This window comes from Pseudomonas sp. yb_9 (assembly GCF_043103635.1).
GTDB classification, from domain to species: Bacteria; Pseudomonadota; Gammaproteobacteria; order Pseudomonadales; family Pseudomonadaceae; genus Aquipseudomonas; species Aquipseudomonas monteilii.
The window spans coordinates 46896-64448 of sequence record NZ_JBICKA010000025.1 but is presented as its reverse complement, the minus strand read 5'-3'; the positions used below and the strand labels follow the sequence as shown (position 1 = coordinate 64448).

Annotated in this window: 18 protein-coding genes and 2 tRNA genes; 13 read left to right on the top strand and 7 right to left on the bottom strand. The window is 61.4% G+C overall.

Going from position 1 to position 17553, the window contains the following annotated elements; translation table 11 throughout:
* Window positions 1–23 precede the first annotated feature (23 nt).
* The 4 genes from ACF8MI_RS05645 to ACF8MI_RS05630 all read right to left on the bottom strand — a co-directional run bounded on the left by ACF8MI_RS05645 (window position 24) and on the right by ACF8MI_RS05630 (window position 3349).
* Window positions 24–284: a DUF2164 domain-containing protein gene (locus ACF8MI_RS05645; RefSeq protein WP_016714500.1), complete on the bottom strand. Its 261-nt coding sequence runs from the start codon at window positions 282–284 to the stop codon at window positions 24–26.
* On the bottom strand, window positions 285–923 hold the full coding sequence (gene hisH / locus ACF8MI_RS05640) for an imidazole glycerol phosphate synthase subunit HisH (protein ID WP_016714499.1): 639 nt from the start codon (window positions 921–923) through the stop codon (window positions 285–287). It lies immediately after the preceding gene.
* On the bottom strand, window positions 924–1517 hold the full coding sequence (gene hisB, locus ACF8MI_RS05635; protein WP_009682881.1) for an imidazoleglycerol-phosphate dehydratase HisB: 594 nt from the start codon (window positions 1515–1517) through the stop codon (window positions 924–926). It lies immediately after the preceding gene.
* A 170-nt stretch (window positions 1518–1687) separates the two neighbouring features.
* The gene (locus ACF8MI_RS05630; protein WP_200928995.1) at window positions 1688–3349 is read right to left on the bottom strand and encodes an OFA family MFS transporter; all 1662 of its coding nucleotides are present in this window, start codon (window positions 3347–3349) and stop codon (window positions 1688–1690) included.
* Between the two features lie 250 nt (window positions 3350–3599).
* On the opposite strand from ACF8MI_RS05630, the gene ACF8MI_RS05625 reads away from it, so the two are divergent.
* The 5 genes from ACF8MI_RS05625 (at window position 3600) to ppk2 (ending at window position 8505) form a co-directional block, all read left to right on the top strand.
* On the top strand, window positions 3600–5858 hold the full coding sequence (locus ACF8MI_RS05625; protein WP_060499155.1) for an AsmA family protein: 2259 nt from the start codon (window positions 3600–3602) through the stop codon (window positions 5856–5858).
* Window positions 5855–6922, top strand: coding sequence for an A/G-specific adenine glycosylase (mutY, locus tag ACF8MI_RS05620; RefSeq protein WP_060499156.1), 1068 nt, complete (start codon window positions 5855–5857; stop codon window positions 6920–6922). The genes ACF8MI_RS05625 and mutY overlap by 4 nt, the downstream gene beginning before the upstream one ends.
* Window positions 6919–7191, top strand: a complete 273-nt coding sequence (locus tag ACF8MI_RS05615) for an oxidative damage protection protein (protein WP_060499157.1) — start codon at window positions 6919–6921, stop codon at window positions 7189–7191. Before mutY ends, ACF8MI_RS05615 begins: the two co-directional genes overlap by 4 nt.
* A gap of 90 nt (window positions 7192–7281) precedes the next feature.
* A tRNA-Phe gene (locus tag ACF8MI_RS05610) sits at window positions 7282–7357 on the top strand.
* Window positions 7358–7524: 167 nt separating this feature from the next.
* Window positions 7525–8505, top strand: a complete 981-nt coding sequence (gene ppk2, locus ACF8MI_RS05605; RefSeq protein WP_060499158.1) for a polyphosphate kinase 2 — start codon at window positions 7525–7527, stop codon at window positions 8503–8505.
* A gap of 56 nt (window positions 8506–8561) precedes the next feature.
* On the opposite strand, the gene ACF8MI_RS05600 is transcribed toward ppk2, so the two are convergent.
* Entirely contained in the window at window positions 8562–8795 is a 234-nt protein-coding gene (locus ACF8MI_RS05600; RefSeq protein ID WP_060499159.1) for a hypothetical protein, read from the bottom strand.
* 233 nt (window positions 8796–9028) lie between these two features.
* On the opposite strand from ACF8MI_RS05600, the gene ACF8MI_RS05595 reads away from it, so the two are divergent.
* Complete coding sequence (locus ACF8MI_RS05595; RefSeq protein WP_060499160.1) at window positions 9029–9475, top strand: hypothetical protein; 447 nt, start codon at window positions 9029–9031, stop codon at window positions 9473–9475.
* Between the two features lie 97 nt (window positions 9476–9572).
* On the opposite strand, the gene gabP is transcribed toward ACF8MI_RS05595, so the two are convergent.
* The gene (gabP, locus tag ACF8MI_RS05590; RefSeq protein ID WP_060499161.1) at window positions 9573–10958 is read right to left on the bottom strand and encodes a GABA permease; all 1386 of its coding nucleotides are present in this window, start codon (window positions 10956–10958) and stop codon (window positions 9573–9575) included.
* A gap of 641 nt (window positions 10959–11599) precedes the next feature.
* Here gabP and ACF8MI_RS05585 point away from each other — a divergent pair.
* The 5 genes from ACF8MI_RS05585 (at window position 11600) to ACF8MI_RS05565 (ending at window position 15905) form a co-directional block, all read left to right on the top strand.
* Window positions 11600–12373 (top strand): ABC transporter ATP-binding protein, encoded by a 774-nt coding sequence (locus ACF8MI_RS05585; RefSeq protein WP_003255746.1) that lies wholly within the window; start codon window positions 11600–11602, stop codon window positions 12371–12373.
* Window positions 12374–12384: 11 nt separating this feature from the next.
* A complete protein-coding gene (locus ACF8MI_RS05580) occupies window positions 12385–13137 on the top strand; it encodes an ABC transporter substrate-binding protein (protein WP_011953233.1) in 753 nt (250 codons plus the stop codon).
* Between the two features lie 53 nt (window positions 13138–13190).
* On the top strand, window positions 13191–13883 hold the full coding sequence (locus ACF8MI_RS05575) for an ABC transporter permease (RefSeq protein WP_060499162.1): 693 nt from the start codon (window positions 13191–13193) through the stop codon (window positions 13881–13883).
* On the top strand, window positions 13883–14572 hold the full coding sequence (locus ACF8MI_RS05570; protein WP_016497592.1) for an ABC transporter permease: 690 nt from the start codon (window positions 13883–13885) through the stop codon (window positions 14570–14572). Before ACF8MI_RS05575 ends, ACF8MI_RS05570 begins: the two co-directional genes overlap by 1 nt.
* Before the next feature lie 127 nt (window positions 14573–14699).
* Window positions 14700–15905 carry a methyltransferase gene (locus ACF8MI_RS05565; RefSeq protein WP_060499163.1) on the top strand — a complete coding sequence of 402 codons (1206 nt, stop codon included), beginning with the start codon at window positions 14700–14702 and terminating at the stop codon, window positions 15903–15905.
* A 292-nt stretch (window positions 15906–16197) separates the two neighbouring features.
* Here the strand turns inward: ACF8MI_RS05565 and ACF8MI_RS05560 are convergent, their stop codons facing one another.
* A complete protein-coding gene (locus ACF8MI_RS05560; RefSeq protein WP_060499164.1) occupies window positions 16198–16488 on the bottom strand; it encodes a DUF3077 domain-containing protein in 291 nt (96 codons plus the stop codon).
* A gap of 498 nt (window positions 16489–16986) precedes the next feature.
* Between ACF8MI_RS05560 and ACF8MI_RS05555 the strand changes: the two genes are divergently transcribed.
* Window positions 16987–17235, top strand: a complete 249-nt coding sequence (locus ACF8MI_RS05555; RefSeq protein WP_016714488.1) for a hypothetical protein — start codon at window positions 16987–16989, stop codon at window positions 17233–17235.
* 98 nt (window positions 17236–17333) lie between these two features.
* A tRNA-Thr gene (locus ACF8MI_RS05550) sits at window positions 17334–17409 on the top strand.
* Window positions 17410–17553 lie beyond the last annotated feature (144 nt).

Below are 17553 nucleotides of genomic sequence, written 5' to 3'. Positions count from 1 at the left end.
GGAACCTGTCTGTTCTTAGGGTTTCAGGGCTTCTCGAGCGCCCACAGATCACTTTCGATGCTCTCGAACCGCTCCTTGAGGTGCAGCTGAACATCGGCAATCGCCCTGTTGTAGTAATGGGGTGCAATTTCTTTGCTGAACAGCTCGAGGACCTCGGCCACCTCGAACGACCCCAGCTGCAGCTCGAAACGGTCTTCGAGGAAGCGCTTGAGGGTGTCGAGCGCGTCGCGCTCCTGCTCGGGGGCCAGGGTAATGACCGGGGCCTTGGTCTTCGACCTGCTCATTTACCAGCGCCCGTCCCAGGCGACGAAGTTCTGCAGCAACTGCAGGCCATGGGTATGGCTCTTCTCCGGGTGGAACTGCACGGCAAAGCGCGAGCCATCGGCCAGCGCAGCGGCGAAATCGACACCGTAATGGCCGCGACCGACCACCTGGCCCGGCTTGCCGGCATTGATGTAGTAGCTGTGCACGAAGTAGAAACGCGCGCGGTCGGGGATGTCGTGCCACAGCGGGTGGTCGATGGTCTGGCCCACTTCGTTCCAGCCCATGTGCGGCACCTTCAGGTGCTCGCCGTCTTCTTTCAGGTCTTTGCCGAAGAAGCGCACCTGCCCGGGGAACAGGCCGATGCAGTCGACACCGTCGTTCTCTTCGCTGTGCTCCAGCAGTGCCTGCATGCCGACGCAGATGCCGAGGAACGGACGGTCTTGGCTCACTTCACGCACCAGGCTGTCGAAGCCCAGGCGGCGGATTTCGGCCATGCAGTCGCGGATCGCGCCTACACCCGGGAACACCACGCGGTCAGCTTCACGGATGACCGCAGCGTCGCTGGTGACCAGCACCTTGCCGGCGCCGACGTGCTCAAGCGCCTTGGCCACCGAGTGCAGGTTGCCCATGCCATAGTCGATTACGGCTACCGTCTGCATTTACAAGCACCCTTTGGTCGACGGCATTTGCCCGGCCATGCGCTCGTCGAGGGTCACGGCCATGCGCAACGCGCGGCCAAAAGCCTTGAACACGGTTTCGATCTGGTGGTGGGTGTTGTGGCCACGCAGGTTGTCGATGTGCAGGGTCACCAGGGCGTGGTTGACGAAGCCCTGGAAGAACTCCTGGAACAGGTCGACATCGAAGCCGCCGACGCTGGCACGGGTGTAAGGTACGTGCATCTGCAGGCCTGGGCGGCCGGAGAAGTCGATGACTACGCGCGACAGTGCTTCGTCCAGCGGCACGTAGGCGTGGCCGTAGCGGAAGATGCCTTTCTTGTCACCGATGGCCTGGGCGAATGCCATGCCCAGGGTGATACCGACGTCTTCGACGGTATGGTGATCGTCGATATGCGTGTCACCCTTGCACTCGATATCCAGATCGATCAGCCCATGGCGGGCGATCTGGTCCAGCATGTGTTCAAGGAAAGGCACGCCGATATCGAATCGGGCCTTGCCACTGCCATCGAGGTTGATCGAGCACTTGACCTGGGTTTCCAGGGTATTGCGCTCGACGGAAGCCTTACGTTCGACCATCACCAGCTCCGCAAAATCATGGGGCGAAAAGGGCTCCATTATAGGCCCAGAACGCGCCAGCTTGAAACGCGGATGACATATGGCAAAACGAGGAATTACGGGGGCTGGATGCAGTTACAAGTCTATACAAGCAAGTAATCGGGGCTGCTTTGCAACCCCGATGTCCGGGATCAGTGGAACAGCGCTGCAGTTTTCTGCAAGGTTACCCACACCCCCCAGACCAACGGCACAACCACCACCGCCCAGGCCAACAGCACCAGCGGCAGGCTGCCCGGTGCGGCTCTCCACTCCAGCGAACGCGCACCGTCGGCCCCTTTGTCATGGCTCAACGCTCGCTCGGCCGCCAGTTCGGCATCGCTCATGAAGTGCTTGTCGGCCACCGGCCGCACCAGCATGTTGCAGATAAAGCCCAGTACCAGCAGGCCGGCGAGGATGTACAGGGTCATGTCGTAGGCCGCCGCACGCTCAACCCCCGCCGCCAGTTGGTATTCGCGCAGGTAGGTGATCAACACAGGCCCCAATACCCCCGCCGCCGCCCAGGCGGTCAGCAGGCGACCATGAATGGCGCCGACCATCTGCGTACCGAACAGGTCGGCCAGGTAGGCCGACACCGTGGCAAAACCACCGCCGTACATTGAAAGGATGATGCAGAACGCCGCCACGAACAGCGCAACGTTACCCAGGTGCCCAATGTTCGGCACCAGGCTGTACAGGCCCACACCCAGGGCGAAGAAGGCGAAGTAGGTGTTCTTGCGGCCGATGTAGTCGGAGAACGACGCCCAGAAGAACCGCCCACCGATGTTGAACAGGCTCAACAGGCCGGTAAAGCCGGCAGCAATCGCGGCAATCTGCGCCAACTGAGCCGCATTCAGCTCACTGAACGTCAGCTCGTTGCCCAGCAATTTGCCCGCGAACACTTCCTGCAGGAGTGGCGATGCCATGCCGAGAATGCCGATGCCGGCCGACACGTTCAGGCACAACACCAGCCAGATCAAGGCGAATTGTGGGGTTTTCCAGGCCACACTGACGTGCACATGGCGGTCGGTGACCATGGCATTGCCAGCTTTTCTGGCCGGAGCGACCCAGCCTTCGGGCTTCCAGCCAGTCGGCGGCACGCGGTACGCCAGGGCGCCAGCGGTCATGAATACAAAGTAGATCGCCGCCATGGCGACGAAGCTCTGCCATACGCCCACTTCGTGCTCATTGCCAAAGTGCCCCATCAGCGCAGTGGCCAGTGGTGCCCCCACCATGGCACCGCCGCCAAAGCCCATGATCGCCATGCCGGTGGCCATGCCGCGTTTGTCAGGGAACCATTTGATCAGCGTCGACACGGGCGAGATATAGCCCAGCCCCAGGCCGATACCGCCAATGACACCGGAGCCCAGCCACATCAGCCACAGCTGGTGGGTTTTCACGCCAATGGCCGAGATCAGCATGCCGCCGCACCAGCACAGCGCCGAGACCAGGCCGGCCTTGCGCGGGCCGGCGTGCTCCAGCCACCCGCCCAGTACGGCCGCCGAGCACCCCAGGAAAACAAAGAACAGGGTGTACACCCAACTCAGCATCGAGATCGGCCAGTCGCATTCGGCGCTGAACATACGGGCCATGAAGCCCATGTCCGCTGCACAGGCGACAGGCGCGGTGATGCCGAGGGCTTGCGAAAGGGGCAACCAGAACACCGAGAAACCATAGGCCATGCCAATGCACAGGTGAATGGCCAGGGCGGCTGGCGGGACCAGCCAGCGGTTGAAGCCCGGGCGGGCGATGATGCGTTCCTTCGTCAGGAAGCCAGGCGCACTGGCCACAGAGCCGGTTGCGACGATACTGGTCATGGATCTGATCCTTTTTATGGGGAGGGTGCTCGCAAAGCGGCGCAAGGGTAGCAGAGCCAAGTAGCGCGAAAGCAGTCTGATATCGTTAATTCTTGCCCGGCTGAAACGGTCATATTTGCTTGTGGAAAGCCGTACCCTCTGCTGCAAGCGTAAGAAATGCCCTGTATCTCTGGTCGAATACGCAGGGACATCCACTGCGGCGTTATACTCTGCCGCCTGAATTTCACTAACGGACTACAAGGACTCGCCCATGAAAGCGTTCGGCAAAATCCTGGGACTGGGGCTTCTCGGGTTGCTGCTGATCATCGTGGCGCTGGGCTTCGCCCTGACCCACCTCTTTGATCCCAACGACTACAAAGACGAGATTCGGCAGCTGGCGCGCGACAAGGCTAACGTCGAACTGACACTCGACGGGGATATCGGCTGGAGCCTGTTCCCGTGGCTAGGCCTGGAGCTGCATGAGGCCAGCATTGCCACCCTGGCCAAACCCAAGGAACCGTTCGCCGACCTGCAAATGCTCGGCCTGTCCGTGCGTGTGCTGCCGCTGCTGCGCCGCGAAGTGCAGATGAGCGACGTACGCGTCGAGGGCCTGAACCTGACCCTGACCCGTGACGAACACGGCCACGGCAACTGGGAAGACATCGGCAAACCGCTGCCCGCGCAAAACGCCACCCCTGCCGATGCGCAGGCCAATGCCTCCGTTCAGGCACCCGCTGAACAGAAGCCGGCACCTGCCGAAGGCAACGAGCGCGCCGTCAAGCTGGACATCGACAGCCTGACCGTCAACAACGCCCGCGTGCAGTACACCGATGCCAAGACCGGCCAAAGCTATAGCGCCGAAAGCATCCAGCTAAGCACGGGCCCGGTCCACGAAGGCGCCAACATTCCGCTCAAGGCCAGCGCCTTCATCAGCGCCAGCGAGCCGAACATCAAAGCCCGCACCGAACTGGCCGGCGAGCTGCGCTTCGACCGCAAGCTCAAGCGCTACAACTTCGAAGACATGCGCCTGTCGGGCGAAACCTCGGGTGAACCCACCGGCGGCAAGACCGTGACATTCGCCGCCCAAGGCCAGCTGCTGGCCGACCTGGCTGCCAATGTCGCCTCCTGGAACGGCCTGAAAGTCTCGGCCAACCAGCTGCGAGCCCTGGGCGAGCTGAACCTGCGTGACCTGGACAAGGTGCCACAGCTGAGCGGCGGCCTGTCCATCGCCCAGTTCAACCTGCGCACCTTCCTCGACAGCATTGGCCGCCCGCTGCCGGCCACCAACGACCCGGCAGCCTTCGCCAAGCTGGAGCTGGTGACCCGATTGCAGGGCACAGCAAACAGTTTGGCCCTGGAAGACCTGGCCGTGAAACTGGACGACAGTACCTTCAGTGGCCGTGTGGCCGTGGAAGACTTCGCCAAGCAGGCCCTGCGCCTGCAACTGAAGGGCGATACCTTCGACGCTGACCGCTACCTGCCCGCCAAGAGCGAAGAGGCCAAGGGCGCCACTGCCGCGCGCCAAGCCGAGGTCAAGCAGCAAGAGGCCAGCGCCGTGGCCGGTGCCGGCACCACACCATTGCCCAACGCCCCGACCCAAGTGGCCTGGAGCGACGAAAAGCTGCTGCCGGTCGACCGCCTGCGCGCCCTCGACCTGCAAGCCGACCTGGCCTTTGGCTCGCTGACCGTGGACAAGCTGCCGATCGAAGACGCCCAGCTCAAGGCCATCGGCCAAGGCGGCCTGCTGACCCTGCAAACCCTGCGCGGCGAGCTGTACAACGGCACCTTCGAAGCCAAGGGCACGGTCGACGTGCGCCCTGCCGTACCGCAACTGGGTGTGAACACCAATATCCAGCGGGTGCCGGTAGAGCACTTCATCAAGACCGAAGGCAAGGACCAGGCACCACCGGTCAAAGGCCTGCTGACCCTGACCAGCGACCTGACCGCCAGCGGCAACAGCCAGAAAGCCCTGGTCGACACCCTCAACGGCAGCGCCAACTTCACCATCAATGATGGCGTGCTGGTCAACGCCAACCTGGAACAGCAGCTGTGCCAGGCCATCGCCACGCTCAACCGCAAGACCCTGAGCGGCGAGCCACGCGGCAAGGACACCCCGTTCCAGGAACTGCGTGGCAGCCTGGTGGTGCGCAATGGCGTTGCCAGCAACCCGGACCTCAAGGCACGCATCCCGGGCCTGACCGTGAACGGTAACGGCGACCTCGACCTGCGTGTGCTGGGCATGGATTACAACGTGGGCGTGATCGTCGAAGGCGACCAACGCGCCATGCCGGACCCAGCCTGCCAGGTCAACGAACGCTACGTTGGCGTTGAAGTGCCGCTGCGCTGCCGTGGTCCGCTGGAGCTTGGTGCCAAGGCCTGCCGTCTGGACCAGAACGGCCTGGGCAAGGTCGCTGCCAAGCTGGCCGGCAACCGCCTGAAAGACAAGATTGACGAAAAGCTCGATGAAAAACTTGGAGACAAAGTGAGCCCGGAAGTGAAAGACGCGCTCAAGGGGCTGTTCAAGCGATGAGCCCCGAGCAGTTCTCCAGCGCTGTGCTGGATTGGTATGACGAGCACGGCCGGCACGACCTGCCCTGGCAACAGGGCATCACCCCGTACCGAGTGTGGGTGTCGGAAATCATGTTGCAGCAGACCCAGGTCAGCACCGTGCTCAACTACTTCGACCGCTTCATGCAGGCGCTGCCGACCGTGCAGGCCCTGGCCGAAGCGCCGGAGGACGAAGTGCTGCACCTGTGGACGGGGCTGGGCTATTACACCCGTGCACGCAACCTGCAAAAGGCCGCCAGGATCGTCGTCGAGCAACATGGCGGCGAATTCCCACGCAGTGTCGAGCAGCTCACCGAGCTGCCCGGCATCGGCCGCTCCACCGCAGGCGCCATCGCCAGCATCAGCATGGGCATTCGTGCGCCGATTCTGGATGGCAACGTCAAGCGCGTACTGGCCCGCTACACCGCCCAGGCGGGCTACCCCGGCGAACCTAAGGTGGCCAACCAGCTGTGGGCCACGGCCGAGCGCTTTACCCCGCAGCAGCGCGCCAACCACTACACCCAAGCGATGATGGACATGGGCGCCACGCTGTGCACGCGCAGCAAGCCCAGCTGCCTGATCTGCCCGCTGCAGCGCGGCTGCGAAGCGCACCTGCACGGTGAAGAAACCCGCTACCCCGAGCCCAAGCCGCGCAAGGCACTGCCGCAGCGGCGTACGCTAATGCCACTGCTGGCCAACCACGAAGGCGCCATCCTGCTTTACCGCCGCCCCTCCAGCGGGCTGTGGGGAGGGTTGTGGAGCCTGCCGGAACTGGACGACATCGCCCAACTCGATGACCTGGCCTACCAGCATGGCCTGCGCCTGGCTGACAGCCGCGCCATGGACAGCCTGACCCACACCTTCAGCCACTTTCAGCTGGCCATCGAGCCTTGGCTGGTGCGCGTCGACCCGGTCGGTCAGCACATGGCCGAGGCCGACTGGCTCTGGTATAACCTCGCCACCCCGCCGCGCCTGGGCCTTGCCGCCCCGGTGAAAAAGCTGCTTAAACGCGCGGCCGACGAACTGATTGCAGGAGACACCCGATGACCCGCACCGTGATGTGCCGCAAGTACCAAGAAGAACTGCCAGGCCTGGAACGCCCGCCCTACCCAGGCGCCAAGGGCCAGGACATCTTCGAACACATCTCGCAGAAGGCCTGGGCCGACTGGCAGAAGCACCAGACCATGCTGATCAACGAAAAGCGCCTGAACATGATGAACGCCGAAGACCGCAAATTCCTCCAGACCGAGATGGACAAGTTTTTCGCCGGCGAAGAATACGCGCAGGCGGAAGGCTACGTTCCACCGGCCGAATGACCCCAAAAATCGTAAGCGACGGAATTAATTTAAAATTTTTTCAAAAAGTCGTTGACGAGCGGTCCGGAAATCTATTTAATTCACCTCGTCGCCCAGATAGCTCAGTCGGTAGAGCAGAGGATTGAAAATCCTCGTGTCGGCGGTTCGACTCCGTCTCTGGGCACCACCTTCAAGCTTCTGGTGGTTGCAAAGTTACCCGAAGCGACACAAGAAACCCGCCCAGTGCGGGTTTTTTGTTGTCTACAGTTTTCTTATTGACCAACATCAAATAGCCATTATCCGCTCACCTTCAAAATCGAGGATGGACATCCGACTCGACTTACAAGGACCTCCATGAGCGAAGAATCCCCCCTCCTGCTCCCTGCCCCAAGTGAACCCGCTATTACCCCGGCCCGCACGCGCCGCCCACGCCAGCGCAAGCCGGAGCCGACGATTACCAGCATCAGCCAGCAGCCTGCTGCACTGGAAGTGGCCACTGCCCCCAGGGGCAGCAACGAAGACAGCACAAGTGCGCGACTGCCGGCCAGCTACCCATACCGCACCCGCTTGCGCCGCCAGGAATACGAGAAAGCCAAGCATGAACTGCAGATCGAGTTGTTGAAGGTGCAGAGCTGGGTGAAGGAAACCGGCCAGCGCGTCGTGGTCCTGTTCGAAGGGCGCGATGCTGCAGGCAAGGGCGGCACCATCAAGCGCTTCATGGAGCACCTCAACCCTCGCGGTGCGCGCATCGTTGCCCTGGAGAAGCCTTCCGAGCAGGAACAGGGCCAGTGGTATTTCCAGCGCTATATCCAGCACCTGCCCACAGCGGGGGAAATGGTGTTCTTCGACCGTTCCTGGTACAACCGCGCCGGGGTCGAGAAGGTGATGGATTTCTGTACACCGCTGCAGTACCTGGAGTTCATGCGCCAGGCGCCGGACCTTGAGCGCATGCTGTGCAACAGTGGCATCCTGTTGTTCAAGTACTGGTTCTCTGTAAACCGCGAAGAGCAGCTGCGCCGCTTCATCTCTCGCCGCGACGACCCGCTCAAGCACTGGAAACTTTCGCCCATCGACATCAAGTCGCTGGACAAGTGGGACGATTACACCAGCGCCAAGGAAGCGATGTTCTTCCATACCGACACCGCCGATGCGCCATGGACGGTGATCAAGTCCGATGACAAGAAGCGTGCGCGGATCAACTGCATCCGGCATTTTCTGCACTCGCTGGATTATCCAGGCAAGGACCTCAGCGTGGCGCATGCACCGGATGAACTGCTGGTCGGGCGGGCTTCGCGCGGTTTTGAAGAAGACGAAGCCACCCAGCCGGCAGCCTGAAGACTTAACCTGCCCTCGAAAAACCCCGCAGCCCGAAGACGGGCTGCGGGCAAACCTTATTCATCCTCCATGGAACGAAGGTGCTCGAAAGCGTCCTCTGTCATGTGGCCCAGATAGGAAACACTGTGCAGGTTCAGCGAAAACTCACTGTCGTTTTTGGCTTTTTCCATAATTGCGAGAATGTCGGCCTTTGTAATCAACTGCAGCTTGCACTTGGCGAAGCCAGTAGCATAGAAAAGGTCACCCTCTTCGTCGTAGCCATACAGGGTCACAAGATAGAAATGCTTCATGGTTCTCTCCTTAAGCGCAACTGTGCTCATTCTGAAAACGCCGATTTGGCGTAGTGAGCCCCCCAAAAAATGGGTGGCAGCGAGAGAGAGGTTACGCAGGGCAAGCTGTGGGCATAATCTGGATACGCCTCCTCATCAACTGGCACCAGCCTGCACTGCGCCAGCACACGGCTTGGGTTTCTCGGGCAATTGCGCTTCAATACGCACTTTTCAGCCCCCCCAAGGATTGCCCCATGGCCACCCCTACCAAGCAACAGAAACGCGCCAAGCGCGCCGCCAGCAAGGCCAAGCAGAACCGCATGGTACGCAGCGGCCAGGCGGTCAAGGCCAGTGCCGGTGACAGCGCCAGCGTCGAGCAGGTGTACAACAAGGCCATGGAGTCGGGCAGCTACGACGCGATGTTCAACAAGATGAAGGAAGCCCAGGAGAGCGGCGGCCTGGTACCGATGATTTCGGTGTTCCTGGTAGACCCGCTGCTGGCCCTGGTGCTGAAGGGGCACAAGGAAGAACACGCCACCGACTACATCGTGCTGGTGTTCAACGCCTATCGCAAATGGCTGGACGGCGCTGATGAAGAGGCCACCATGGCCTGGCTGGAGAGCGATGAGTTCCAGGAGGCTTATATCGCCGCTTCCGAGCTGGTGGCCAAGCAGCAGCAACAGCAGAAGCAGTTTGGCTGACAGAACCATGTAACCTGCCCGCGAAAGGGCCGGCACAGGCAACAAAAAAGGCCGCGCCCTTCACAGGGCGCGGCCTTTTCGTTACAGCCAGCGCGGATCAGTTGTCCAGCGCTACCCGCCCGGCAGCTTCACGCTTGCGGTGCACCAGCAAGCCAGCCGCCACCACGCCAATGCTCAGCAGCGCAGTCGCAATGATCTCAGCACGGTGATCCTCACGCAGCGCCATCACCACCAGAATGGCAATGATGAAGGCAATGGTCGCCCAGGTCAGGCCCGGGAACAGCCACATCTTGAAGGTAATCTTCTCGCCGCGGGCTTCACGCTGGGCACGCATGCGCAGTTGCGACACGGCAATCACCAGGTACACCAGCAGCGCAATGGCGCCGGAGCTGGCCAGCAGGAACTCGAACACCTGAGCCGGTGCCACGAAGTTGGCGAACACACAGAGGAACGCCGCTGCAGTGGACAGCAATACCGCCACATGCGGGGTCGCCGACTTGGTGGTGCGCTGGGCAATGGCCGGGGCATCGCCACGCTTGCTCAGCGAGAACAGCATGCGCGAAGAGGTGTACAGCGCCGAGTTCAGGCAGCTGGTCACGGCAATCAGCACGACGATGTCGACGATCAGCTTGGCATTCGGCACGCCGATGCGGCTCAGCACGGTCTGGTAGGAACCGGTCTCGGCCAGGGCCGGGTCGTTCCATGGCACCAGGGCCACCACCAGGAAGATCGACACCAGGTAGAACAGGCAGATACGCCAGATCACCGAGTTGGTGGCGCGGCTGATCTGCTTGCCCGGGTCCTTCGACTCGGCAGCAGCGATGGTGACGATTTCAGTACCCATGAACGAGAACATGGTGGTCAGCATGGCTGCCAGCACTGCGCCCAGGCCGTTGGGCATGAAGCCTTGGGTATCGAACAGGTGGCTGGCACCGCTCACTTGGCTGCTTGGCACGAAGCCGAACATGGCAGCGCAACCCACGGCGATGAAGCCGATGATCGCCAACACCTTGAGCAGGGCGAACCAGAACTCGAACTCGCCGTAGTTCTTCACGCTGCACAGGTTGGTCAGGGTCAGCGCCAGGGTAATGATGAGGGAGAACGCCCACAGGTCGACCGCAGGGAACCAGGCGTGCAGGATGGCGGCGGCAGCGTTGGCCTCCAGCGGAATCACCAGCACCCAGAACCACCAGTACAGCCAGCCAATGGTGAAACCGGCCCAACGCCCGATGGCGCGGTCGGCGTATGTAGAGAACGAACCGGTGTCTGGCGAAGCGACCGCCATTTCACCCAGCATGCGCATCACCAGCACGACCAGCGTACCGGCAGCAGCGTAAGCCAGCAGCACGGCCGGGCCGGCCGCTGCGATGGCGTGGCCAGAGCCTACGAACAGGCCGGCACCGATGACGCCAGCGATGGACAGCATGGTGACATGCCGTTGTTTGAGCCCCTGAGCGAGGTCATTGGAATTGTTACCGCTCATTGAAACTACCTTTGTAAGGAGTGGACCACTCCGACTGCGGGTACGGAGCGCGCCAAGGGTTGACCTAGGCGTCGCTGCAATCGGCGGTTTCCTACTGGCAATAAGCAGGCCATGTGCTGAATGCATTCGCCAGAAACTTCTGCAGGCCTTTTAGGACAAGGTTTGGAGGGCTTTCAGCCACACCTTGACCGAAAGGGCGCCAAATCATCGGATTACTGAAATACCCACTTACAAACGCACCAAAGGTGCTCCACGGTAACACCTGTGCACCACTGCAATGCGAAAAAGTGCAACCTATGGGTACAACCTCAAAAGCGCCTGACGCATTCGCGGGTAAACCTGCACCCACTGCAAACGTTTGACCTAAAGGTCGGGTTTACCCCTTCAATGGGCCAAAACCGCTTCCATGAGCGGGCCAAAGCTGGCACCATCGCGCCTTTTTTCATCAAGGCTCTGGTGCTGGGCGACACCTTCGCGGACATCTGCGCGACGTTACGCTGTAGCGATGCGACAAACTGCCCCACCAGTGCCCACAGTCCCCGGCGACCCTGTTGGCCGTCATAATGCCGCTATGCTAGCTTGGCGCACGCCAGGAAGGCCGCCAACAGCTGGGAACGCACCCGAACACATGAGGACCGCACATGGCTCAGGCCACGCCCGCGCTGGAAATCCGCAATCTGCACAAACGCTACGGCGAGCAGGAAATTCTCAAGGGTATTTCGCTGACCGCTCGCGACGGTGACGTGATCTCCATCCTGGGGTCGTCCGGCTCCGGCAAGTCCACCCTGCTGCGCTGCATCAACCTGCTCGAGAACCCGCACCAGGGCGAAATACTGGTGGCCGGCGAAGCCCTCAAGCTCAAGGCCGCCAAGAACGGCGACCTGATCGCAGCCGACAACCGCCAGATCAACCGCCTGCGCAGCGAAATCGGCTTTGTCTTCCAGAACTTCAACCTGTGGCCGCACATGTCGATCCTCGACAACATCATCGAGGCGCCACGCCGCGTGCTCGGCCAAAGCAAGGCCGAGGCCATCGAAGCCGCCGAAGCGCTGCTGAACAAGGTTGGCATCTACGACAAACGCCACAGCTACCCCGCCCAGCTTTCCGGTGGCCAGCAACAGCGCGCCGCCATTGCCCGTACCCTGGCCATGAAGCCCAAGGTCATCCTGTTCGACGAGCCAACCTCGGCACTCGATCCGGAAATGGTCCAGGAAGTGCTTAACGTTATCCGCGCACTGGCCGAAGAAGGCCGTACCATGCTGCTGGTAACGCACGAGATGAGCTTTGCCCGCCATGTGTCCAGTGAAGTCGTCTTCCTGCACCAGGGCCTGGTAGAAGAGCAGGGATCGCCGCAACAGGTCTTCGAAAACCCGACCTCGGCGCGTTGCAAGCAATTCATGTCCAGCCACCGCTAACGGAGCAATACATGCACACTTACAAGAAGTTCCTCCTGGCAGCTGCTGCCACGCTGGTGATGTCGGCAAACGCCATGGCCGCAGAAAAACTGCGCATGGGCATCGAAGCCGCCTACCCACCGTTCAACAACAAGGACGCCAGCGGTAACGTGGTCGGCTTCGACAAAGACATCGGCGACGCCCTGTGCGCCAAGATGAAAGTCGAGTGCTCGGTCGTCACCTCCGACTGGGACGGCATCATCCCGGCCCTGAACGCCAAGAAGTTCGACTTCCTGGTGTCGTCGCTGTCGATCACCGACGAGCGCAAACAGGCCGTCGACTTCACCGAGCCGTACTACTCCAACAAGCTGCAGTTCATTGCGCCGAAAAACGTCGACTTCAAGACTGACAAAGAGTCGTTGAAGGGCAAGGTCATCGGCACCCAGCGCGCCACCCTGGCCGGTACCTACTTGGAAGACAACTTCAAAGGCGTCGACATCAAACTGTACGACACCCAGGAAAACGCCTACCTGGACCTGGTGTCCGGTCGCATCGACGGCATCCTGGCCGACAAGTACGTGCAGTACGAGTGGCTGAAGAGCAAAGACGGCTCGAACTTCGAGTTCAAGGGCGAGCCGGTGATGGACAGCGACAAGATCGGCATTGCCGTGCGCAAAGGTGACACCAAGCTGCGCGACGACCTGAACAAAGCCCTGGCCGAAATCAAGGCCGACGGCACGTACAAGAAGATCAACGACAAGTACTTCCCGTTCAGCATCGAATGACCCGCCCTGACCGGCGCGCCCCGTGGCGCGCCAGTCCCTAATATGACCTGCCCATGAATATCGACCTGCACGGATTCGGTCCGGCCATGATGGCCGGCACCCTGATGACCGTAAAACTGGCGCTTTGCGCCTTGCTGCTGGGGCTGGTGCTGGGCCTGCTCGGCGCCCTGGCCAAAACCTCTTCGATCAAGCCGTTGCAATGGCTTGGCGGTTTCTACTCGACCCTGGTTCGCGGCGTGCCCGAACTGCTGTGGGTTCTGCTTATTTATTTCGGCACCGTCGGGTTGATGAACGCCCTCGGCGAGGCCCTGAACATGCCAGGCCTTGAGCTCAGTGCCTTTGCCGCAGGCGTGATCGCCCTGGGCCTGTGCTTCGGCGCCTACGCCACCGAAGTGTTCCGTGGTGCCATCCTGGCGATTCCCAAGGGCCACCGTGAAGCTGGCCTGGCACTGGGACTGTCCAAGGGCCGCATCCTGTCGCGGATCATCCTGCCGCAGATGTGGCGCATCGCCCTGCCGGGCCTTGGCAACCTGTTCATGATTTTGATGAAGGACACCGCGCTGGTGTCGGTGATCGGCCTGGAAGAAATCATGCGCCACGCGCAAATCGGCGTGACCGTGACCAAGGAGCCGTTCACCTTCTACATGGTCGCGGCCTGCATCTACCTGAGCCTGACCGTCATTGCCATGATCGGTATGCACTTCATGGAAAAACGCGCCGCTCGCGGCTTTGCGAGGGCTGAATAATGAATTGGGAAGTCATCTTCAAATGGCTGCCACGCCTGGCCGAGGGCGCGGTCCTGACCCTGGAGCTGGTGGCCATTGCGGTGGTTGCCGGGTTGATCCTGGCCATCCCGCTGGGCATCGCCCGCTCCTCGCGCCACTGGTACGTGCGCGCCGTGCCGTTCAGCTACATCTTCTTCTTCCGCGGCACGCCGCTGCTGGTGCAGCTGTTCCTGGTCTACTACGGCCTGGCGCAGTTCGATGCCGTGCGCTCCAGCTCGCTGTGGCCGTACCTGCGCGATCCGTTCTGGTGCACGGTGCTGACCATGACCCTGCACACCGCCGCCTACATCGCCGAGATCCTGCGCGGCGCGCTGCAATCGATCCCCAAAGGTGAGATCGAGGCGGCACGGGCGCTGGGCATGTCGCGTGGCAAGGCGCTGTTCTACATCATGCTGCCGCGTGCTGCGCGCATCGGTCTGCCGGCGTACAGCAACGAAGTGATCCTGATGCTCAAGGCCAGCGCCCTGGCCAGTACCGTGACCCTGCTGGAACTGACCGGCATGGCCCGCACCATCATTGCCCGTACTTACCTGCCGGTGGAGATCTTCTTTGCTGCGGGTGTGTTCTACCTGGTGATCTCGTTCCTGCTGGTGCAAGGCTTCAAGCTGCTGGAGCGCTGGTTGCGCGTGGATGCCTGCCAGGGTCGCTGAGACCTCACTGACTGCTTCGCGGGCAAGCCCGCTCCCATAGGTAAATCACTGGCCTTTCGAGCTGTGATATACCTGTGGGAGCGGGCTTGCCCGCGAAGAGGCCCTGAAAACCAACATACATCTACCCATGCCCAGCCACCTCCACAGCCACCACCTAAGCACCCGCTTCCAGGCCCTCGACGAGTTCCTGATCGAGCACCAGCAGCTGTGGAAACCCCGCCCCTTCACCACCCTAAGCCTGGACTGGGAAACCACCCACCCCGAGCTTGCCAACCACCTGCGCCACTGCTCACTGGCCGACGCCGAAACCGAATGCCCCGCTGACGCCTTGCCGGCCCCGTTCCCGCATCTGGCCCAACAAGCCCAACAGCTCGCCGCCCTCGGCCACCTCCCGGCAACCGACCTGCCCCCCGCCGCCCACCGCCTGGACGTCGCCGTCCCCGGCCGCAAATGGCAGCAGATCGAAGCCTTCGCCAGCCACCTGGCCTTCCACGACCAGCCCCGCCACTGGCTGGACTGGTGCTCCGGCAAAGGCCACCTCGGCCGCCGCCTGTTGCAACCCGGCCAGCAGCTGACCTGCCTGGAATACGATGCCGATCTGGTCGCAGCCGGCCAGGGCCTGAGCACCCATCATCACTTACCCGCACAGCACGTACATCAAGATGTGATGGCCAGCGACAGCGCCCGCCACCTGGCTGGCGACAAAAGCGTGGTTGCCCTGCACGCCTGTGGCGACCTGCATGTACGCCTGATGCAGCTGGCCAGCCAGCAAGGTTGCCGGCAATTGGCCGTAGCCCCCTGCTGCTACAACCGCATTGCAGTGCAGCAATACCAGCCGTTATCCACAGCCGCGCTAGCGTCCGGCCTGCAGCTGTCGCTGGACGATCTGGGCCTGCCCCTGAGCGAAACCGTTACTGCTGGCGCCCGGGTGCGACGCCAACGCGATACCTCGATGGCCCGGCGCCTGGGCTTCGACCTGCTGCAACGCCAGCAGCGCCAGCGCGATGACTACCTGCCAACACCGTCGCTGCCGGTAGCCTGGCTGGAAAAGCCCTTCGAGCAGTACTGCCGCGACTTGGCCGAACTCAAGCAGCTGCCATTGAATGGCAACCCGGACTGGGCCGCTCTGGAAGCCGCCGGCTGGCAACGCCTGGCCGAAGTACGCAACCTGGAGCGCGTGCGCAACCTGTTCCGTCGGCCATTGGAGTTGTGGCTGGTGCTCGATCGCGCCCTGTTCCTCGAAGAACAAGGCTTTGAGGTGCGCCTCGGCTTGTTCTGCGACTACCTGCTGACCCCGCGCAACCTGCTCATCCTTGCCGAACGCGACCGATAGCCGCAGCACAACCTGTGGATAACTCTGTGAACAAGCTTGTGATTACCTGTTGGATCCCAACGCTATTTCAAGCGCTCGGCTTATTCCTGCTTGTGCGTCAAGCCCAGTAAAAACAGGCGTTTGCGCAAAGACCGGCGGCGCAGCAATCCGGCATGCCTTTCGCGCAAGCTGTCAATGCCACTTGTGCATAAACATTTCTTGTGGTTTGCGCAAGAGGCGTCTGCGGGGTCATTTGTGGGAGCGGCCTTGCGTCGCGAAAGGGCCGCCAAGCGGCCCCGGCGATCTCACATTTTCAATGCGATTTATTCTTGGCAATCTCGATATCGTTCATCAGCGCTTTGGCCATATCGCACAAGTAATCAGCCGCCCCCAGGAATTTATGGTCATCCTCCATATCCCCCTCACGTACCAGGTGCTTGATGTAGCCCATCAGAATCGAAACATGCTCATAGGCCGCATCGACCGGGACGCCGGGCTCTACGCGTAGCAGGTTGAGGGAGGGGTTGCCGGCTGCGAGGAAGGTTTCCACGCCAGCAGTGGTGATTGGCTTGGGGCTGCCGGAATCAGTATCAATCATTTTCAATTTTCAAACTCCCTAGTTCAGAGGAGTTGCCGTGTTCATTCTTTCTCACGGAACAAAGGCGGCAACCGTGCACGAGGTGAGAAACCGAGTGAACATAGGAAGCCCGGCCAGACCATGGTCTGCCCGCGCACGGTCGCCATTACGCAGCCGATACGTTCAAAATCGGGTTCTCACACCCGGTCGCCAGGGCGACCCGAAAACGGTATCCGTGAGCCACTTCCCCGACAACAGCGATACTTCGGCGGCGCGCGTAGGATAGTTCCGAAGCAACCAAACCCTGAAGCCATTAGCTCCCAAGTTCAGAATTTTCGTACAGCTGATGGCCCTTTCGCGGGTTCACCCGAGGCAACAAAAAGCTAAAGCCCCTCCGCTGACCCCGCCCAACGGTGTATCATCCGCCCCCCAATCATTAGAAAGTGACGTCGCGCGCTGCCCGCCAGCCCCGCGACCTTCTGGCGTTGCGCCAGTACCGACAGTGGACCAACGGACCTGACCATCGTGACCCAAGCCAAACCTCTCGCCCTGCTGACCCTCGCCCTGGCCCTGACCGGCTGCGCCAGCGGCACCGCGCCCCACGCCAACAGCAACCTGGGCTGGAACCACCCCGGCATGCAACTGGGCGGCGACAACGGCCTGCCCCTGCGTACCGAAAGCCCTTGCCGCAAGCGCGGCTGCGACAACGACAAGCTGTTCTTCAACCCGGGCAAAAGCGAGCCAAGCGTTACCACGATCCACCGTGGCTGGTAGGAAAATTCTCCTTTTGGGCCGGTGACTTAGGTCTTTTGCGAACATTCGCAACGAAGTGGTTTACAGGCGCCAAACGATCGTTATAATGACGCCCCATTGCCGGTATAGCTCAGATGGTAGAGCAACTGACTTGTAATCAGTAGGTCCCGGGTTCGATTCCTGGTGCCGGCACCATATAAATCAAGGGCTTGCAGCAATGCAGGCCCTTTTTTTTTGCCACGCACGTACCAGTGCACGTACCAAGAGGTAGTTTGAAAATGCTTCAGCACGACCATCTACCCCTTGAGCGCTGCCCCCACTGCAACGTGGCAAAGCCGA

Bases quoted from the DNA above. Each gene is read 5' to 3' on its own strand.
- ACF8MI_RS05645 (WP_016714500.1), bottom strand. From the start codon at position 284: ATGAGCAGGTCGAAGACCAAGGCCCCGGTCATTACCCTGGCCCCCGAG.
- hisH (WP_016714499.1), bottom strand. From the start codon at position 923: ATGCAGACGGTAGCCGTAATCGACTATGGCATGGGCAACCTGCACTCG.
- hisB (WP_009682881.1), bottom strand. From the start codon at position 1,517: ATGGTCGAACGTAAGGCTTCCGTCGAGCGCAATACCCTGGAAACCCAG.
- ACF8MI_RS05630 (WP_200928995.1), bottom strand. From the start codon at position 3,349: ATGACCAGTATCGTCGCAACCGGCTCTGTGGCCAGTGCGCCTGGCTTC.
- ACF8MI_RS05625 (WP_060499155.1), top strand. From the start codon at position 3,600: ATGAAAGCGTTCGGCAAAATCCTGGGACTGGGGCTTCTCGGGTTGCTG.
- mutY (WP_060499156.1), top strand. From the start codon at position 5,855: ATGAGCCCCGAGCAGTTCTCCAGCGCTGTGCTGGATTGGTATGACGAG.
- ACF8MI_RS05615 (WP_060499157.1), top strand. From the start codon at position 6,919: ATGACCCGCACCGTGATGTGCCGCAAGTACCAAGAAGAACTGCCAGGC.
- ppk2 (WP_060499158.1), top strand. From the start codon at position 7,525: ATGAGCGAAGAATCCCCCCTCCTGCTCCCTGCCCCAAGTGAACCCGCT.
- ACF8MI_RS05600 (WP_060499159.1), bottom strand. From the start codon at position 8,795: ATGAAGCATTTCTATCTTGTGACCCTGTATGGCTACGACGAAGAGGGT.
- ACF8MI_RS05595 (WP_060499160.1), top strand. From the start codon at position 9,029: ATGGCCACCCCTACCAAGCAACAGAAACGCGCCAAGCGCGCCGCCAGC.
- gabP (WP_060499161.1), bottom strand. From the start codon at position 10,958: ATGAGCGGTAACAATTCCAATGACCTCGCTCAGGGGCTCAAACAACGG.
- ACF8MI_RS05585 (WP_003255746.1), top strand. From the start codon at position 11,600: ATGGCTCAGGCCACGCCCGCGCTGGAAATCCGCAATCTGCACAAACGC.
- ACF8MI_RS05580 (WP_011953233.1), top strand. From the start codon at position 12,385: ATGCACACTTACAAGAAGTTCCTCCTGGCAGCTGCTGCCACGCTGGTG.
- ACF8MI_RS05575 (WP_060499162.1), top strand. From the start codon at position 13,191: ATGAATATCGACCTGCACGGATTCGGTCCGGCCATGATGGCCGGCACC.
- ACF8MI_RS05570 (WP_016497592.1), top strand. From the start codon at position 13,883: ATGAATTGGGAAGTCATCTTCAAATGGCTGCCACGCCTGGCCGAGGGC.
- ACF8MI_RS05565 (WP_060499163.1), top strand. From the start codon at position 14,700: ATGCCCAGCCACCTCCACAGCCACCACCTAAGCACCCGCTTCCAGGCC.